Genomic DNA, 15,281 nt, shown 5'->3' on the forward strand with positions numbered 1-15,281 from the left:
CCCGCCTCGGCCTCCTTCAGAATGCCGATGATCTGCTCTTCCGAAAACTGCTTCCGCTTCATTCCGTCCGTCCCTTCGATGGGCCGGTCTCTAGCTCCAAGTGGATGAAGAAACGGGGGTCACGTCAGGCTTGCCGTGGCTCTTGGAAAAGAACGGACGCAGCCGATCCATCTGCTCGTCGGTCAGCCAAAACAGGTCGCTCATCACCAGTCTCCTCACGGAGCCTGAATCAGATCGTTGCCCTCACATCAATGGGTCCTGACCCTAGAACCCGCGGCAGATGACAGCCCGGGAAGTACGTCGCAACGGATATATAGATCAAACCGCTTACCCATCCGGCAGCACAGCCTTGGAGGGCCCGTCCGGCAATGAACCACGCCATCCGATCGCCTACAGCGCTGATGCCGCATCCGGCCGCAAAGCCAAGCCCCGCCAAGAGCATGGCGGTTCTCAAACCGACGCTATTTGCGAGCCAACTCGACGAGGCGGCAGCAACGACAAGTCCGGTCAGAAATATCGCCGATGCCGCGCCGAACCAGGCAAAGCCACCGAGCGAGGTGCCAACGCTCGACAGGATGGTAGCGACCACAAGCGAGTCTACCGCAACCACCCAGCAGCCCAGTAGCAAGAGCGTCAGAACGGCTCGTCGACCTTCCGAGACGAGATCGGACCATCCATTTTGGTTCCGCACAACGTGCGTTTTAGTGGTGTCGAGAAGCACGGCATCTCCAGCTGTGCTGGTATCTGCCGACGTCCATAGAACCTCAATCTAAGTTGAGGTCAACAGATGAATCAGGTGCGGACAGCAGCGCCGTCAAGCGTTCTTACCGTTGCGGAACTGGCTCGGCGTGGCGGCGTATCGGTGTCCGCCATCCATTTCTGGGAACGGCAAGGCCTGATCGAGGGCTGGCGAACTGCAGGCAATCAACGTCGCTACCATCGTGCGACCCTGCGTCGCATTGCCATCATCAAGGTAGCGCAGGCAGTCGGCATACCCCTGTCGGACATAAAGGCGCGACTGCTTGCGATGCCTTCCGGCAAGAATGGCTGGGTCGCGCTCGCGGATGATTGGCGATCAGATCTGGACCGACGCATCGCTCTATTGACGCAGATCAGGGATCAACTCGAAACGTGTATCGGTTGTGGCTGCCTGTCCGTCAGTGACTGTCCGTTGCGTAATCCCGAAGACCGATTGGCTGAAGAAGAATCAGGTCCCCTCCACATGATGCAAGCAGCCGTTGCACGGTAACAATGGACGCGCCGTTCTTAAAACGGTCTTTTGGGAACGTTCGAAAATTCCCGTTTCACCATCCTCGTGGGAAACCGCTGCCTCCTTTAGATGTTTGACGGCAAGGGCTTGAGAGCGCCGCCCTCTGCGTCGAAGTGAAGCGAAAGCGCCGCCCCGTAATGAGAGCGACGCTTCCATCTGGTAGGAGGCTCGGGTCAGAACTTCTGACGAAGGCCGACCATGATCGAGGTCGACGTGTTCTTCATCTTATAGTCCGTCGTCTGGCGAACCAGGCTTTCGTCGAGCGATACGCCCTTCACCTTCATGCCGCCGGTCTGCGAGTAGCGGCCAAGCAGTTCGATCGACGTCTGCGGCGTCACGTCGTAGCTGGCGCCGGCATCGAGGTGCCAGCGGAAGCCCCAGTCCTTGCCGTCGATGCCGACCATCGGCTTTTGCGTCCCGGGAGTCTTGTCGATCATCAGGCGGCTGATCGAATAGTCGACGCGCGAGGCACCGACCCCGCCACCGACGAACGGCTTGAACGGGCCGTCGCGGACCAGGTCGACGTAGGCGGCGACGCCCAGATCGAACGACTTGGTGCGTCCCGCGCCCGAATATGTCTTGGTGCTCAGCGCCTTGGCGTTGACCTTGGCGGTATCGTAGCCCGCCGTTCCCTCGACGCGGATGCCGCCGAAGTCATAGCCCATGCCCAGTTCGCCGGTGAAGCCGCCGTCATGGTCGATGTTCTTGGGCAGGGTCGGTGTCGTCTTGGAGACGGTCTGGCCCTTGGCCAGAACCTGGGTCGGCTTCACGTCGGAGTCGATCTGCGCACCGGCGCGGGCGACGACATAGGCACCTGGCTCGGCCTTCTGCGCGGCGGCGGGGGAAGCCATGACGATCGCTGCGGCGAAGCCTGCGAACAGGGCGGCCGGGTTCCGGCGCGCACCGCGATAGGCGGGCGCGAGGGTGCTAACCAGGGTCATTGGAATTGGTCCTTCGAAATGGAACTTGTGGTCGAGTGGGTCGCACCAGTTCGCGTCCCCCTACATTCACAAGACGGCACCCGTTTCGAATTACCTTGGAACTTCCCTCAAATTTTTATCGGAATGGCTTCGCCGGCAATTTAGCGATCAATATCAGAGAGAAAAACACGGAGCCGTGGCATGAGCCGCGCTGTCGGCGCGGCTCATGCCATCGACGTTCAGCGGGCGCGGCCTGCCGGCTGCTCGCGGAAGAGCTTCCACTCCTCGACGACCCGTCCGTTGGGCAGATGGCAGTAGTTCGCGTCGTCGCGCACCTCGATCGTGCCTTTCTGCTCCACGCAATAGGAAGCGGCGGGGTTCGTCATGACGGCGCGACCATTCGTGCTGCTCCCCTTGCCACCGGAGCCGCGGAACAGGTCCCAGGCATCGACGGTCTTGCCGTTTCGCAACCGGCACAGCGCGACGTCGCCACGTGCGGTCCGGCGGTTCAGGTTCGTCCCGCCGACCTTGGCGCAATGCACGGCGGCCGGATTGCCGAGATGCGCATCGGTACGGCGCTCGGGCGATCGCTTCTGGCTCTTACGGAAGAGCGCCCATTCTTCATGGACCTCGCCATTGGGCAGGCGGCAATAGCCGACATCGCCCGACGGCGTCTTGCGCACGAACGACGTGCCGCCGATCGAGCCGCAATAGACCGATGCCGGATTGGCCAGGCCGGCCTTGCCCGGTACCGCCTGCGCGGGAACAGACAGCATGGCTGCCCCTGCCGTGGCGAGGCCGGTGGTCATCAATGCTACAAACTTCATTTTATCGTCCTTACTGGCGAAACCGGATCGATCGTCCGGTTCGGTTTGCAAGTGCAGCAGCCGGAACATTCCTTCACCGGCATTGCCGATGGCTGAACATGCCCGCCGCCTTGCATGGCACGCTCACCATGTGACGGTGCCAGCACGACGATGACGAAGCCGAGCGATCGACCCCGTAGAATTTCTTTCAGAAGGCGGTGTCCAGTCCGATGCGGACGGTGCGCGGACGAATGGGCGTGATCTGCTCCTTGCCGGTGACGAAGGGCGTTCCCATCGCGAAACGGTTGCCCCGCGCGTTCAGGATATTGGTCACGCCGACGGTCACGCCGAAGCGGTCCCAGCCCATACGCGCGGTCACGGCGCTGTCGGCATAATTGCCCTGTTCATCCCCCAGCAAAGGGCCGAGTCCCAAGCGCGACAGCCCGATATAGCGCACCCAGCCATCGATCTTCAGCCGCGACCGGTCGCTGGGCGCGGTCTCATAGATCATGCCGATCCGTGCCGTGATATCCGCGATGTTGGGGATGGGGCGCAGGCTTCCCGCGCCGCTGCCCGGGGCGGCGGGCGCATCCTGCAAGGACAGGTCGTTCGGACCGCGTTCGTTGACGCTGCTGTCGTTGAGCGAGACGGCTCCCTCCATGCGCCACCCCTTTGCGAGGCGGATCGCCCCGGATGCCTCCACGGTCCAGACGTCGCCATTGCCGATATTGGCGGTCGACGGCAGGTTCCCGCTATCGAGGAAGTCCGCCTGGATGTTCCGCCAATCGGTATGGGCGATGGTGAGCGTCAGGGCGAAGGGATCCCGCGCCGCGCGGCCGAAGCGATAGCCGGCCTCGATCGTCGAGACCCGGTCGCTGTCGAACCGGCGGATATAGTCGTCGTCGACCGCCAGACCGCCCGGCCGGAAGCCCTGTTGGTAGCGCAGGAACGCGGATGCGCCGCCACGCAGGTCGACGAGAAGCGAGGCGGACGGCAGCACGGACCATTCCTGCCGCGTCGCCGCGGTGGCGGACACGATCGGCATGATCTGCTTCCGGGCATCCTCCGCCGCGCCGGACAGCACGGATCGACTGACCCGCGCGCCGCTGGTCAACAGGATCGCCGGGGTCAGCCGGACGCTGGCCTCGCCATAGGCGGTGATTTCGTGCAGCTGATTGGACACGCCGGGCAGGGGGTAACGCTGGCCGGGCTGGAGGAAGGAGCGCAACAGCCGGTTGCGATTGCCGGTATAGCTCACGCCCAGCAGCCATCCCGATCCGTCGGAATGCGTGACCCACGCACGTGTCTCGTTGGCGACCATGCGGGTGCGGTTGGTCTGGACGAAGAGCGTCGCGGGATCGCCGGGGGTCGTCGCGTCATAACGTTCGACCAAGTCGAGCGCGGTGAGGCCGATGGACGAGCGCAACCGGAGATCCCCGATCCGGCCATGCAGCACGAACTGCCCTTGGCCGAAATCATTGTCGAACGCCTCGACCACGCGCGTCCTGCGCGTGAGGAAGGGGGCGTCGCGATCCGCATATTGGCTGTCGGCCCCCCGGATACGCTGCGCGATCCCGATCAGCTCCGCACTCCAGCCATCGGTGATGTTCAGATGCACGGTGCCGCGCCCGCCGGCGATACGGGTCGTATTGACGTTGCGGCGACCGAGCAGCGGCTTGTCGATATAGCCACCTTCCTCAACCGCCGTGGCGACCAGCCGGATTCCCAGTCGATCGGTGACGACCGGGAGGTTGAGGACGGCCTGCGTGTCGAAGCCGGGTGCGCCATGGGCCGTGGCGGATGCTCCGATCGCCACCGAACCGCCGGTCCGGTCCAACTCGACCGGGTTGGGAACGAGGCGGATCAGCCCGCCCATCGAACCCGCCCCGTACAGCGTGCCTTGCGGTCCGGCCAACACCTCGACCGCCGCCAGATCGGCGAGGCGCAGGTCGGGGTCGGGCGCATTGTAGCCGAGCCGCAGGTCGCCGTAATACTGGCCGACGGTCGCCTGGCTGGGACCCGAGAAGCTGGAATCGGCGATGCCCCGGATGAACAGCTTGTTCCGGCCCGCCCCTAGGCTGGTCGAGGCGATCGTCGTCAGCCGCGACGTCAGCCGTTCGGTTCCACCGGCACCACCGAGTTCGAGAACCTGCCCCGACACACGCATGACCTGCCCGGCGGTCTGGCCGAACGGTAGATCGCGTTTGCTGCCGATGACGATGATGTCGGGCGGAGGGGCCTCGGGCGTCTTCGCCGCTTCGGCTTGGGGGTGAGGGCGGTACGGAGTCGGAGGAGGTGTCGGGGCGCGTCTGGGGACGATCCGATACAACAGGCTGTCGATCGCCTCGACTTCGCCGCCGCAGCGCGCCGCGATCAGGCGAAGGGCGATGACCGCGCTCATCCGTCCGCGCAGGCGCGGCACCGGCTTCGACCAGAGACGGGGGTCCGTCACCACGACGCTGACCCCGCCAAGGCGGCCCAGCGTCGTCACCTGATCGCGGACGCTGCCCGCAGGCAGGTCGATCGACAGGCTCTGCGCCTCCGCCGGAGCCGCCGCCATCATGGCGAGCGTCAATCCTGTCGCGACCGCAGCCGCACCGAATGTCACCGATCGTCGCCCAGCACCCATGCCTCGCCATCGATGCGAACCGTTACGCCCAGCAAGCGACCCAGCCGCGCCGGATCGTTCCGCAGGCTGCGGATGTCGATCGTCCCGCTGAACGGTCTGTCGGCCAGTGCAGGGTCGGCCCGGACGGTGCGACCCAGTTCGCGGGTGAGATCGCGCGCGACGTCGGACAAGGGCGCGTTATCGAACGTCAGCCGTCCCTCACGCCACCCGCCGACATCCGTAGCGGATTGTCGACGCAGTTCCCCGCCGCTCGCCACCACCGCCTGCCCCGGATCGAGCCGCAGCTTCGCACCGTCCGGGTCGACCATCACCGCCCCCTCCGCCACGGCGATGCGGACCCGTCCCGGATCCCGCGTGACGTCGAACACCGTGCCGAGGTCGACCATCTGCGTGTTGCCTGCGGTGACCCGGAACGGGTGCGCGGCGTCATGACGGACGCGGAAGAGCATCTCGCCGCGCTCGACGCTCGCCACCCGCGTATCGGCCCGGTCCAACGTCACGCGCGAACCGCCGGCCAGGACGACCTCGCTGCCATCGGCCAGTTGCAGCGTGCGCTGTTCGCCCGGCGCAGTTTCGACCGCATAGGGCTGGCTGCGCTCGCTCCAGACGGATACACCGACGACCGCGACGAGCATCGCGGCGACGGCGCTGCCGCCCCAACGCCAAAAGCCGTGGCGTACCGGCCGTTCGTCATTGGCCGCGACTGGCGCGGTCTGGACGGGCATGGCGGCGACGTGATCGCGCGCCTCCGCCATGGCGGCCAGCGCATCGTCATACCGGTCATGATTGCCCGGATCGGCCTCCAGCCATCCGGTCAGCCCGTCCCAGTCGTCAAAGAGCGGATCGGCGGCGCGGATCGCCCATTCCAGCGCCTGTTCGTCGACCTGTCTGCCGGTCATTGCAGTTCATCCTTCAATTCGATCAGGGCACGGGTGGCGATCCGCAGATCGGCCTCCACCGTGCTGAGGCTGACGCCCAGTTCCGCGGCGATCTGCCGTTGCGACACGCCGTCGATCCGGGCGCGCCGGAAGATGGCTTCCCGGCGGGCTCCCAGTCGGGCCAGGACCGCGGCGACCTTCGCCACTTCCTGTCGTGCGCCGATCACCCGCTCGCCCGCCGGTTCGGACGAAGCCTCGCCATCCCCGCTAAGCTCGTACCAGTCCTGCTCCCGCTTCTCCCCCTGGCGTTTCGCCCGGTAGCGGTCGATCATCAGCGTATCGGCCGCCCGGAACAGGTATGACAGTGGATTGGCGATCGGACCCGACGGAGAAGCCGTTGATATCTTTAGCCAAAGATCATTAGCCAAGTCTTCGGCCACATCGCCCGCACCACGTGCGGCAAGAAACCGGACGAGTTTGTCACGATTGGCAAGATAAACTGCTTCAAGCCCGTTTGACGACATCGGCACCGACATTGATGGATTGGACCATGCCGCGGCCCTTACCGGATGAATCGTGAGAAATGAATTTCGACCGTTCGGGTTCAGCTTGCCCGGGCGCGAGGAGATCGTCTGCCGATATCCGGGGCCGACAGCCGCCGTCGCGCCGGCGACGTTTGCGACCTCAGCGGCCACGGAACAATGTCCGTTCCTCGACGACGGCCCCGTTTGGCAAATGGCAATAGCCCGTCTGGCCACCGGGACCGTTCACCGTTTCGATCCACCCCCCGTTTTCCTCGCAATAGGCACTGGCAGGATTGGGCATGACCGCACGCCCGTGGCGACGACGAAACAGCAGTCGCTGATCGATAAGGCGCCCGTCCCGCAGGCGACAGTAACTCCCGCCGTTGACCACGATGCCCACCCCGCCGGCGCGGACGCAGATACCGGGCGCGGCGTTGCCATCTGTCATCTGCCCGAACGCCTCGGCGCTGCTCAGGATGAGCGCCGGCACGCCAAGGCACACCAGCGATCCCATGGCGGCAAAGACCCAAAGACGCATCGGCATGGTAACTCCCGTTCATCCGGCAAGGCCTGGCACGCGATAATTTGTCGCCGCCTTCACTGGTCAGACGAAGCGGAAGGTGAATTGCCTTGGCGCGCCTTTGGCGTTGGCTGCTCTGGTGGGGATAAGAGGGACCGCCTCGCTGCTGAATGCGTGCGGGGCAACCTTCGGCTACGGACCGATCGTGACATGGCCGGACATGGTTTTCATTCTCAAAACACCATCGAATAACGGGAGCGGAGGGCTTCTCACAACTCATCTGCGAGTAGTGAGGGGAGAAAGACGCTTCTGCCTCGATCGTCACGTACTTAGCATTGCCTCCGCGAGAGCGAGGCGCGAAGATGCCGGATCGGGGGTGACGATGATAAATGATCGCGAACACACGAAGCTCGAACGGCTGACCTTCTTCTCGGATGCGGTGTTCGCTATCGCCATGACGCTGCTGGTGATTGAGGTCCGCCTGCCCGAGCTGCACGCAGCGATCGATCGCTCGCTGGCGCAGGCGCTGGTGGACCTGCTGCCGAACTACATCGGCTTCATCATCAGCTTTCTGGTAATCGGGCGCTTCTGGACCGGGCACCACCGTTTGATGGCGATGATCGACGCGGCCGATCCGGCGCTCGTGCGCGCCAACCTGCTGCTGCTGATGGCGATTGCCTTCATGCCGTTCCCGACCGCGGTGTTGAGCGACTATTCGCTGCTGCGGGTCGCGATCGGCTTCTACACCGCCTGCCTGCTAGTCGTAGGCCTCGCCAACGTGCGGGTCATCAAGGTCGCCATGCGTCACCTATCCCGGGACGATCCGGAGGCGGCAGAAGACGCCCGTCAGCTACGTCGCTCGATGTGGTCCCCGATCGTGATCGCCGGCGCCGGGTTCGCGGCGGGTATGGTGTCGCCGGCGGCCGGGCTGGTCGCGATGATCGTGGTGACGCCGTTCGTCCTCCTGATCCTGACCCGGCTCGGAAACCGCGCGGCGGGGCCGGTCGAGGCTGGACAACGGTGATGGCGTCGGTGGCTCACGCCGTTTCGGGACGCGCCCCGGTCGCTCGACCCCAGCGGATCGACCGGGTGCTGTCGATCGGCGCAGTCGTGCTGTTCGCCGCGGCCGTGGTCGCGATCGTCCGCGGCCACGCGCAATGGCACTTGGTGCCGCCCCTGATCTGGGTCCACCTAGCGACGATCCTCGTCGCGACCGCGCTGACGCCGGTCATGCTCCTGCGGGTGCGCGGGGATCGGCGTCACCGGACGATCGGCAAGGTCTGGATCGCGGCGATGCTGGCGACGGCGATCACCTCGCTGTTCATCCATGTATCGGGGACGGGGCGGTTCAGCGTCATCCACCTTCTGTCGCTGTGGACGCTGGTGCAGGTGCCGCTCATTTGGTGGACGGCGCGCCACCACAACGTTGCCCGGCATCGGCGCGCCGTCCACGGCATGGTGATTGGCGCGCTGCTCGTCGCCGGCTTCTTCACCTTTCCCTTCCACCGGCTGCTCGGCACCTGGCTGTTCGGCTGAGCCTTCTCACTATTTGCGGGTGCGGGTCGCCTGCCACGTCAGGACGAAGCGTCGCCCTTCGGACCAGGTTTGCCCCTCGATATGGTCGCCGACGAGGCAGCTCGAGGTCTGATAGGGACCGGACGCGTCCTGGGTGCGGAAGGAGAAACAGGGGCGGCCGTTGGTCGCGCCGGCCCGGCCGAGGTCGATCGGATGCTCGTAGAACGCGCCGGTCAGCGTCCCGTCCGCTGCCACGGCGATCGTCATGGGCTTGTGATAGGCCGGGGCCTGCGGCGTCGGGCGGAGATCGACTGTCCACTCCCCGGCAAGCTCGTTCCTCTGTTGAGCAAGAGCGGGAAGCGCGATCGCGCCGAGCACGGCGACAAGGAGCGTGCGACAGGCGGTTGGGGTCATGTCAGTACCTTTCAGGCGGCGGCGGGACAAAAAGCGGCAGACAACAGGTCGAAGGTCAGGCCCTTGCCCTGCCAGACCTCGCCGAACTCGGCCGAGGCGTCGTTGCTGAACAGGATGACGGCGCGCCCCAGCGCGGGCGCGATGACGTTGCGGACCTGGGTGCCCGCGAAGTCACCGCGCCGCTCGACGAGCGGGACCGGCGCGACGCAGCCTTTCAGGCGCGCGGGGAACGACCAGACGCCGAGCGCCATGAATGCAAGCTTGCCGTCACCCGCCCAACGCCGCTTGCAAAACGAAATCAGCGTGCCGTATGTTGTCTCTACGATAGAGGTACACAGGTGGTACAAAGTCGCAATTTCGGCACGGCTAAGCGTTTAGTAGGTAAGCCTAATTTTTCTTAATGACGCCTCCCGTAGGGGTCACCATCTCCCAGCTAAGTAGCGGAGATCGGCGGAATTCCAGCAAAATCAACGCTTCGTTAGGCGCCCAGTGCTACAAAAGGGTGCTACATATGGGGCGTCGGATGTCGCATTCCGTCAGGCGTAAGAAATCGAAGAACGAGCAGTTCCGCATGGTCGTACCGGCCGACCTCCGAGCGATGGTCGGCAAGACCGCATGGACGGAAAGCTTGGGCACTACGGACCCGCTGCTGGCCGCGGAGAAGCGCGGTATGCTGATCGCCCGGCACAAGGCACTCATCCGCGAGTTGCGCGCCTCTAACGGTCGTCGCGCGGAAGTCGAAGCGCTGGGGTTGCTCGATCGGGCCTTTACCGGACTCGCAGTCGCGCGCGGATCGATGGATGCAGCCGTTGGCCAGCAGCTAAATCTGCTCGCCACCTTCGTGTGCGATTCATGGGCCGGCGGCGAGGAAGCCGGCCAGCCGCAATGGTGGGGCGACATACCCGTCCATGAACCTGCGACCATCATTGATGTGGTGCCATCAATCGACGCCGAGCGCGAACGCGACGTATTTAGGCTCCGCGCTGAGATCCTCGAAGGGCGCGGCATCGCCGACGGGCTGGTCTATCAGGAATTGGCAACGATCCTGCTGCGTCGACGCATATTCCGGCCGATCTGGTTCGTGGTGAGTTACATGCGGTCGATCGAGCCGCGCCTTAATCTCGAGCCCGACAACGTGTATGATGCTGTCGCCGAAGCCTATCTGCGCAAGCTTGCCGAGCATCGGTTCGATTGCTGGCCGTCCAATATTCACGCGGCCATGATCCCGTTCGCGCAGACAAACGCTCCGCAGCCCATCACCCTGCCCTCCCTTCCGGCGAAAGCTGCCGCCCCGACGCCTGGTCGCCACAACGGTCTGCTCGCCATGCCGCTGACGGAGGCGTGCCGCTACTGGCAGGAGCAGCGCCGCCCCGGTGCTTCAGCGATCACCGAAGCGAAGCGAGCAGTCGCGCGCTTTGTCGCGTTATTCGGCGACGTGGTGGTGGGCGACATAACCCGCGACCAAGTCATCGAATTCCGCAATCTCGTTTCCGACATACCGCCGCAGACCGAACTGGCACGCGTGGTCGCGTCGGGGCGGACCTTACGCTCGGTTATCGACGCAGCGCGGAAAGCGCGCCGCGAGTGGGAAGCTGGCGACCGCAACCAGCCCGCACCCGACCGGCTGGCGCCGGGGTCGGTCAAAAAGGATGTCGGCGCGATCAGCTCGATCCTCGGCAAAATCCAGTCCGATCTCGGCCAGGGCGTTAACGTCGCCGCCGACATCGAGATTGCTGGCTATTCCAAGACGCGCAAGGGCCAGAAGCGGCCGCGCCTGCCGTTTACCTCGGCGATGATGCAGACGTTGTTCGACTCGCCGCTGTTCACCGGCTGTGCGGGCAAGGGTGATGCGGCACGCGCGAAGCCGGGGCCGCACGTCTATCAGGATGAACTCTACTGGTGCCTGCTGTTCGGGGTCGTTGGCGGCCCACGACTTGGCGAGATCGGCCAGATCGCGCTCAAAGACATCCATGAGTGTGATCTGCGCCGGACCTACGGTGAAGAGTTCGATGGCCGCTGCACCTACCGGGCGGTCGGCTTCGATCACTTCGCACAAGCACATGATCCGCTGGCGCGGGCAGCGGCGAACGGAACGTTGCACCGCAATTTCCAGGGCTTCACCGACGACCCCGCCGACATCGTGATTGGACTGGGGGCCAGCGCGATCAGCGCATTTCCCGACCGGCTGCTCCAGAACGCCAAGAGTGCGGGCGCATGGCATCAGGCGATCGGTGCGGGTCGGTTTGCAACCACACGCGGCATCCATCGCAGTCCGCTGGACCAGCGCCGAGGCCAGGCCATCGCGGCTTTGCTGTGCCACGGCGTCGCCAATCTCGACGGCCTGCCCGAACGGGGCGCCATTCGCGGACGCCTTCACCGCTTCGAGCAGGTGGGTTTGGTCGCCTGGGACGGCGCGCGCCTGCGGCTGGCGGCCGACGCCCTGCCCTATGCCCGCAGCATCGCGGCCGCCTTCGACGCCTGGCGCAACGAGGAAGATATGCGGTTCAGCCATGCCGTCTGACCTGCCGCTGCGATGTGCCGCCTGTGCCGCGCGGGATATGGCCTTATGCGACGGCCTGGACGAGACGGCCCTCGCCGCGCTCCATCAGATCGGGCGCCGCCGTCGGTTGCGCGCCGGGCAGGCTTTCGGCTGGTTCGGCGATCGGGCAAGCAGTTGCGCCAATCTCATTTCGGGCGTCCTGAAAGTGTCTCGCGTGGAGGCGGACGGCGGCATCCAGATCGTCGGCCTGCTCTATCCCGGCGATTTCGTCGGCACGCTCTTCGCCGATCGCTCCGCCGACACCATCGCGGCGCTGAGCGAGGCCGATCTGTGCGTTTATCCGCGCCGGGCGCTGGAGGAGATGCTGGTCCGCCACCCGGCCGCCGGGCGATTACTGCTGCGCCGGACGCTGGCGACGCTGGGCGAGGTGCGGCGCTGGATGCCGATGCTGGCGCGCGCGCGGGCCGACGCACAGGTCGCCGCGCTGCTGCTCGACATGGCGCGGCGGTGCGCGGCGGACGGTGAAGACATGTTCCGCCTGCCCCTGTCGCGTGGCGCGATGGCGGAGGCACTGGGCTTGGTGGTCGAGACCGTCAGCCGTCACATGACCGCATTCCAGCAGGACGGTCTGATCGCGCTATCCGGCCTGCGCGGCGTGCGCCTGATCGACAGGACACGCCTGGCCATCATCGCGGGCTAGGTCAGGCGGCGGATCGGCGGGACGCTTCATCCACCGCCCATTGCCGCTCGCACAGCACGGTGAGCACGGGGCGATGGCTGACCAGGATCATTCCCTGCCCCGTCCGCCGGAGGCGCGCATCCAGGCGGCCGGCGACCTCGGCCGCGACATCGGCGTCCAGTCCCTCGCCCGGTTCATCGAGCAACAACCAGGGCGCATCGCCCAGATAGGCGCGGGCCAGCGACAGCCGCCGCCGCTCGCCACCCGACAGCCGCGCTCCATCATCGCCCAGCCATGTGTCGAGCCCGTCGGGCAAGGCCCGCACGACCGCCTCCAACGCTGCATCGCCCAGCGCCTGCCACAGCCGATCCTCGCTCGCGTGAGGCTCGGCGATCCGCAGATTGTCGCGAACCGTGCTCGCCATCAGCGCGGCATCCTGCGGCGCCCAGGCAAAGATCGCGCGCAGGGTCGCGGGCGCGAGATCAGCGGCATCCCGACCATCGATCCCGATCCGGCCCGGCTGTAGGGGACGCAGCCCCAGCAAGCCTTCGACCAATGTCGTCTTGCCGCAGCCCGATGGTCCGGTCAGCGCGATCCGGCTGCCCGGCATGAACCGCTCGCCATCGATGATGAGGATCGACGGGCCGCGCGATCCGATGGCGGAGGGCGCGTCCTCCACCGCATCGAACACCGCGTCGAGCCGTGCCTCCGCCTCGCGAAGCCGTCCGCTCTCGGTCAACGCCCGCAGGATCGGGGCGATGCCATCGACGGTCATCGCCGCCGCCAGCGCCGCGAGCGCGGCGATCGGTGCGCCGGCGCCGGATGAAAACGTCAGGGCCAAGGCCGCCGCCACGGCCACGCCGCTCGCGTGCAACGCCTCGAACCACGCGGCGACCGCCGCCTGCCTGACCTGCGCTTCGGACAGGCGATCGCCCGCCGCCGCGACACGCGCTGTCGCCCAATCCTCCAGCGCGAAGCAACGCAACTCCGCCGCCGCGCTGCCGAGCATCGCCACTTCCTCGCGCAAGGCACCGGTCGCCTGTTGCACCGCGCGGCCGGGCTGCTCCAACCGACCCGCCCCATAACGCGCCAGAGCCCATATTCCCCCGGCACAGGCCAGTGCCGCCCCCATCGTCAGCCATCCGCCGAGCAGCGTCAACACCGCCCCCGATGCCAACGCCGCCACGGCACCCCACGGCCCCGACAGACGGACGAAGCGCCATTCCACCGCATCGACATCGCCGATCAGCCGCGCCGTCGCCTCGCCCCGCCCAAGCGCCAGCGCGACCGAGGGCGGCGCGGCGGTGATCGCGCGATAGAGCGCGGGGCGCAGCCGGGCGAGTGCCCCGAATGCCGCGCCATGGCTCGCCAACCGCTCGCCATAACGCGCGCCGGTCCGCACGATCGCCAGCAAGCGGATCGCGGCGGAGGGCAGCATGTAATTGAACGCCTGCGCCGCGACGATCCCTGCCCCGCCCGCCAAGGCTGCGGCGGCCAGGAACCAGCCCGACAGCGACAGCAGCAGCACCGAGGCAGCAGCGACCAGCGCGGCGCACGCTCCCGCCTGTCGCAAACGGCGGCGCTCCTTGCGACGTTCGGCGGCGATCAGCGTGCGCAAGGTCATGCGGCAGGTCCCAGATGAATGACCCGCGTCGCGATGGCGGCAAGCGCAGGGCTGTGGGTGGCGATCAGCGTCGTACGCCCCCGCGCCGCGCGGGCGATGGTCGCGATCAGCCTGGTTTCGGCACCGGCGTCGAGATGCGCGGTCGGCTCGTCGAGCAGCAGGAACGGGGCGGGGTTGAGAAGCGCGCGGGCCAGCGCGATCCGCCGTCGCTCGCCCCCCGACAACCCGCTCCCCCGCGCATCCAGCGGCGCGTCCAGCCCGCCGCGTCGGGATGCGAGCATCCGGCCCAGCCCCGCCGCCGCGACCACGCGCCGGACCGCCAGGTCATCCGCATGGGTGTAGGCCAGCAACAGGTTCTCGCGGATCGTGCCCGCGACCAGCAGGGGATGCTGCCCCACCCAGCTCGCCTGCCCCGCCAGCGAAGTGAGCGGTACACCGCCCGCCTCGACCGTTCCCGCCGACAGCGGCGCGAGACCCAGCAGCAGATGCAGCACGCTGGTCTTGCCGCTGCCCGACGGACCCAGCAGCGCCACCGTCTCGCCCGCCTCGACACAGAAGGACAGGCCCGAGACGGCGGGCGTGTAGCAGCCGGGATAATGGATCGTCACATCGCGCAAGCTCAGGGGGGCCGCCGCCACGACGGGAACCGCCCGCACCGGCTCGACCAGCGGCATCAGCGTATCGGCGGCCGTATCGGCGCACTGTTTGTCATGATAGGCTGCGGCAAGGCGGCGCATAGGCGCGTAGAATTCGGGCGCCAGGGCCAGCACGAAGAAGGCCCGCGCCAGGGTCAGCGTCTCGGGGGCCGCAAAGGGCAACAGGCCGAGCAGTGAAAAGCCGCAATAGACCGCGACCAAGGCGACCGACAGCGCCGCGAAGAACTCCAGCGCGGCGGAGGACAGGAAGGCGATCCGCAGGACACGCATCGTCCGCTCCGCCAGTTCCTCAGCCGCCGCGCCGATCGCCTCGGTCTCGCGCATCTCGGCGCGGCGGCTGAGGAAC

At 66.4% G+C, this 15,281-nt stretch carries 16 protein-coding genes and 1 pseudogene; 5 read left to right on the forward strand and 12 right to left on the reverse strand.

Annotated features, from left to right (window positions below; genetic code table 11):
• Nucleotides 1–120 precede the first annotated feature (120 nt).
• Both NS334_RS18330 and NS334_RS18335 read right to left on the reverse strand, forming a co-directional pair.
• Nucleotides 121–204: pseudogene (locus tag NS334_RS18330) on the reverse strand (IS5 family transposase); the annotation flags it as partial.
• Nucleotides 205–229: 25 nt separating this feature from the next.
• Complete coding sequence (locus NS334_RS18335; protein WP_153002758.1) at nt 230–721, reverse strand: hypothetical protein; 492 nt, start codon at nt 719–721, stop codon at nt 230–232.
• A gap of 66 nt (nt 722–787) precedes the next feature.
• On the opposite strand from NS334_RS18335, the gene soxR reads away from it, so the two are divergent.
• Nucleotides 788–1,249, forward strand: coding sequence for a redox-sensitive transcriptional activator SoxR (gene soxR, locus NS334_RS17810; protein WP_083500504.1), 462 nt, complete (start codon nt 788–790; stop codon nt 1,247–1,249).
• 194 nt (nt 1,250–1,443) lie between these two features.
• Here the strand turns inward: soxR and NS334_RS14515 are convergent, their stop codons facing one another.
• The 6 genes from NS334_RS14515 to NS334_RS18835 form a co-directional block, all read right to left on the reverse strand.
• Nucleotides 1,444–2,211 carry an outer membrane protein gene (locus NS334_RS14515; RefSeq protein ID WP_058756675.1) on the reverse strand — a complete coding sequence of 256 codons (768 nt, stop codon included), beginning with the start codon at nt 2,209–2,211 and terminating at the stop codon, nt 1,444–1,446.
• A gap of 218 nt (nt 2,212–2,429) precedes the next feature.
• Nucleotides 2,430–3,086, reverse strand: coding sequence for a DUF333 domain-containing protein (locus NS334_RS14520; protein ID WP_083500505.1), 657 nt, complete (start codon nt 3,084–3,086; stop codon nt 2,430–2,432).
• Between the two features lie 118 nt (nt 3,087–3,204).
• A complete protein-coding gene (locus NS334_RS14525) occupies nt 3,205–5,571 on the reverse strand; it encodes a TonB-dependent receptor (protein ID WP_241491967.1) in 2,367 nt (788 codons plus the stop codon).
• A gap of 29 nt (nt 5,572–5,600) precedes the next feature.
• Nucleotides 5,601–6,524: a FecR family protein gene (locus tag NS334_RS14530; protein ID WP_058756678.1), complete on the reverse strand. Its 924-nt coding sequence runs from the start codon at nt 6,522–6,524 to the stop codon at nt 5,601–5,603.
• Nucleotides 6,521–7,198 carry an RNA polymerase sigma factor gene (locus NS334_RS14535; protein ID WP_342585552.1) on the reverse strand — a complete coding sequence of 226 codons (678 nt, stop codon included), beginning with the start codon at nt 7,196–7,198 and terminating at the stop codon, nt 6,521–6,523. Before NS334_RS14535 ends, NS334_RS14530 begins: the two co-directional genes overlap by 4 nt.
• Nucleotides 7,188–7,571: a DUF333 domain-containing protein gene (locus tag NS334_RS18835; RefSeq protein WP_058756679.1), complete on the reverse strand. Its 384-nt coding sequence runs from the start codon at nt 7,569–7,571 to the stop codon at nt 7,188–7,190. Before NS334_RS18835 ends, NS334_RS14535 begins: the two co-directional genes overlap by 11 nt.
• Nucleotides 7,572–7,929: 358 nt before the next feature.
• On the opposite strand from NS334_RS18835, the gene NS334_RS14545 reads away from it, so the two are divergent.
• Together NS334_RS14545 and NS334_RS14550 are read left to right on the forward strand one after the other, a co-directional pair.
• Entirely contained in the window at nt 7,930–8,571 is a 642-nt protein-coding gene (locus NS334_RS14545; RefSeq protein WP_058756686.1) for a TMEM175 family protein, read from the forward strand.
• Between the two features lie 65 nt (nt 8,572–8,636).
• Nucleotides 8,637–9,083, forward strand: a complete 447-nt coding sequence (locus NS334_RS14550; protein WP_342585553.1) for a DUF2306 domain-containing protein — start codon at nt 8,637–8,639, stop codon at nt 9,081–9,083.
• A 9-nt stretch (nt 9,084–9,092) separates the two neighbouring features.
• Here NS334_RS14550 and NS334_RS14555 read toward each other — a convergent pair whose 3' ends face one another.
• Together NS334_RS14555 and NS334_RS14560 are read right to left on the reverse strand one after the other, a co-directional pair.
• On the reverse strand, nt 9,093–9,476 hold the full coding sequence (locus NS334_RS14555) for a hypothetical protein (protein WP_206542663.1): 384 nt from the start codon (nt 9,474–9,476) through the stop codon (nt 9,093–9,095).
• 11 nt (nt 9,477–9,487) lie between these two features.
• Nucleotides 9,488–9,727 (reverse strand): hypothetical protein, encoded by a 240-nt coding sequence (locus NS334_RS14560; protein WP_058756682.1) that lies wholly within the window; start codon nt 9,725–9,727, stop codon nt 9,488–9,490.
• A 272-nt stretch (nt 9,728–9,999) separates the two neighbouring features.
• On the opposite strand from NS334_RS14560, the gene NS334_RS19160 reads away from it, so the two are divergent.
• Together NS334_RS19160 and NS334_RS14570 are read left to right on the forward strand one after the other, a co-directional pair.
• Nucleotides 10,000–11,997, forward strand: a complete 1,998-nt coding sequence (locus tag NS334_RS19160) for a DUF6538 domain-containing protein (protein ID WP_241491969.1) — start codon at nt 10,000–10,002, stop codon at nt 11,995–11,997.
• Between the two features lie 37 nt (nt 11,998–12,034).
• Entirely contained in the window at nt 12,035–12,676 is a 642-nt protein-coding gene (locus NS334_RS14570; RefSeq protein WP_241491970.1) for a Crp/Fnr family transcriptional regulator, read from the forward strand.
• A 1-nt stretch (nt 12,677) separates the two neighbouring features.
• Here NS334_RS14570 and NS334_RS14575 read toward each other — a convergent pair whose 3' ends face one another.
• Entirely contained in the window at nt 12,678–14,279 is a 1,602-nt protein-coding gene (locus NS334_RS14575) for an amino acid ABC transporter ATP-binding/permease protein (protein ID WP_058756684.1), read from the reverse strand.
• A partial coding sequence (locus NS334_RS14580; RefSeq protein ID WP_153002759.1) for an ATP-binding cassette domain-containing protein occupies nt 14,276–15,281 on the reverse strand: 1,006 nt, incomplete at its 5' end. The genes NS334_RS14575 and NS334_RS14580, both read right to left, overlap by 4 nt.

It is taken from the genome of Sphingomonas endophytica (assembly GCF_001476895.1).
Lineage (GTDB): Bacteria > Pseudomonadota > Alphaproteobacteria > Sphingomonadales > Sphingomonadaceae > Sphingomonas > Sphingomonas endophytica_A.

What these genes read in the sequence shown, in the direction of transcription:
- NS334_RS18835 (WP_058756679.1), bottom strand. Translation starts at nt 7,571, where the DNA reads ATGCCGATGCGTCTTTGGGTCTTTGCCGCCATGGGATCGCTGGTGTGC.
- NS334_RS14545 (WP_058756686.1), top strand. Translation starts at nt 7,930, where the DNA reads ATGATAAATGATCGCGAACACACGAAGCTCGAACGGCTGACCTTCTTC.
- NS334_RS14575 (WP_058756684.1), bottom strand. Translation starts at nt 14,279, where the DNA reads ATGACCTTGCGCACGCTGATCGCCGCCGAACGTCGCAAGGAGCGCCGC.
- NS334_RS14560 (WP_058756682.1), bottom strand. Translation starts at nt 9,727, where the DNA reads ATGGCGCTCGGCGTCTGGTCGTTCCCCGCGCGCCTGAAAGGCTGCGTC.
- NS334_RS14515 (WP_058756675.1), bottom strand. Translation starts at nt 2,211, where the DNA reads ATGACCCTGGTTAGCACCCTCGCGCCCGCCTATCGCGGTGCGCGCCGG.
- NS334_RS14530 (WP_058756678.1), bottom strand. Translation starts at nt 6,524, where the DNA reads ATGACCGGCAGACAGGTCGACGAACAGGCGCTGGAATGGGCGATCCGC.
- NS334_RS14555 (WP_206542663.1), bottom strand. Translation starts at nt 9,476, where the DNA reads ATGACCCCAACCGCCTGTCGCACGCTCCTTGTCGCCGTGCTCGGCGCG.
- NS334_RS19160 (WP_241491969.1), top strand. Translation starts at nt 10,000, where the DNA reads ATGTCGCATTCCGTCAGGCGTAAGAAATCGAAGAACGAGCAGTTCCGC.
- soxR (WP_083500504.1), top strand. Translation starts at nt 788, where the DNA reads ATGAATCAGGTGCGGACAGCAGCGCCGTCAAGCGTTCTTACCGTTGCG.
- NS334_RS14570 (WP_241491970.1), top strand. Translation starts at nt 12,035, where the DNA reads ATGGCCTTATGCGACGGCCTGGACGAGACGGCCCTCGCCGCGCTCCAT.
- NS334_RS14520 (WP_083500505.1), bottom strand. Translation starts at nt 3,086, where the DNA reads ATGTTCCGGCTGCTGCACTTGCAAACCGAACCGGACGATCGATCCGGT.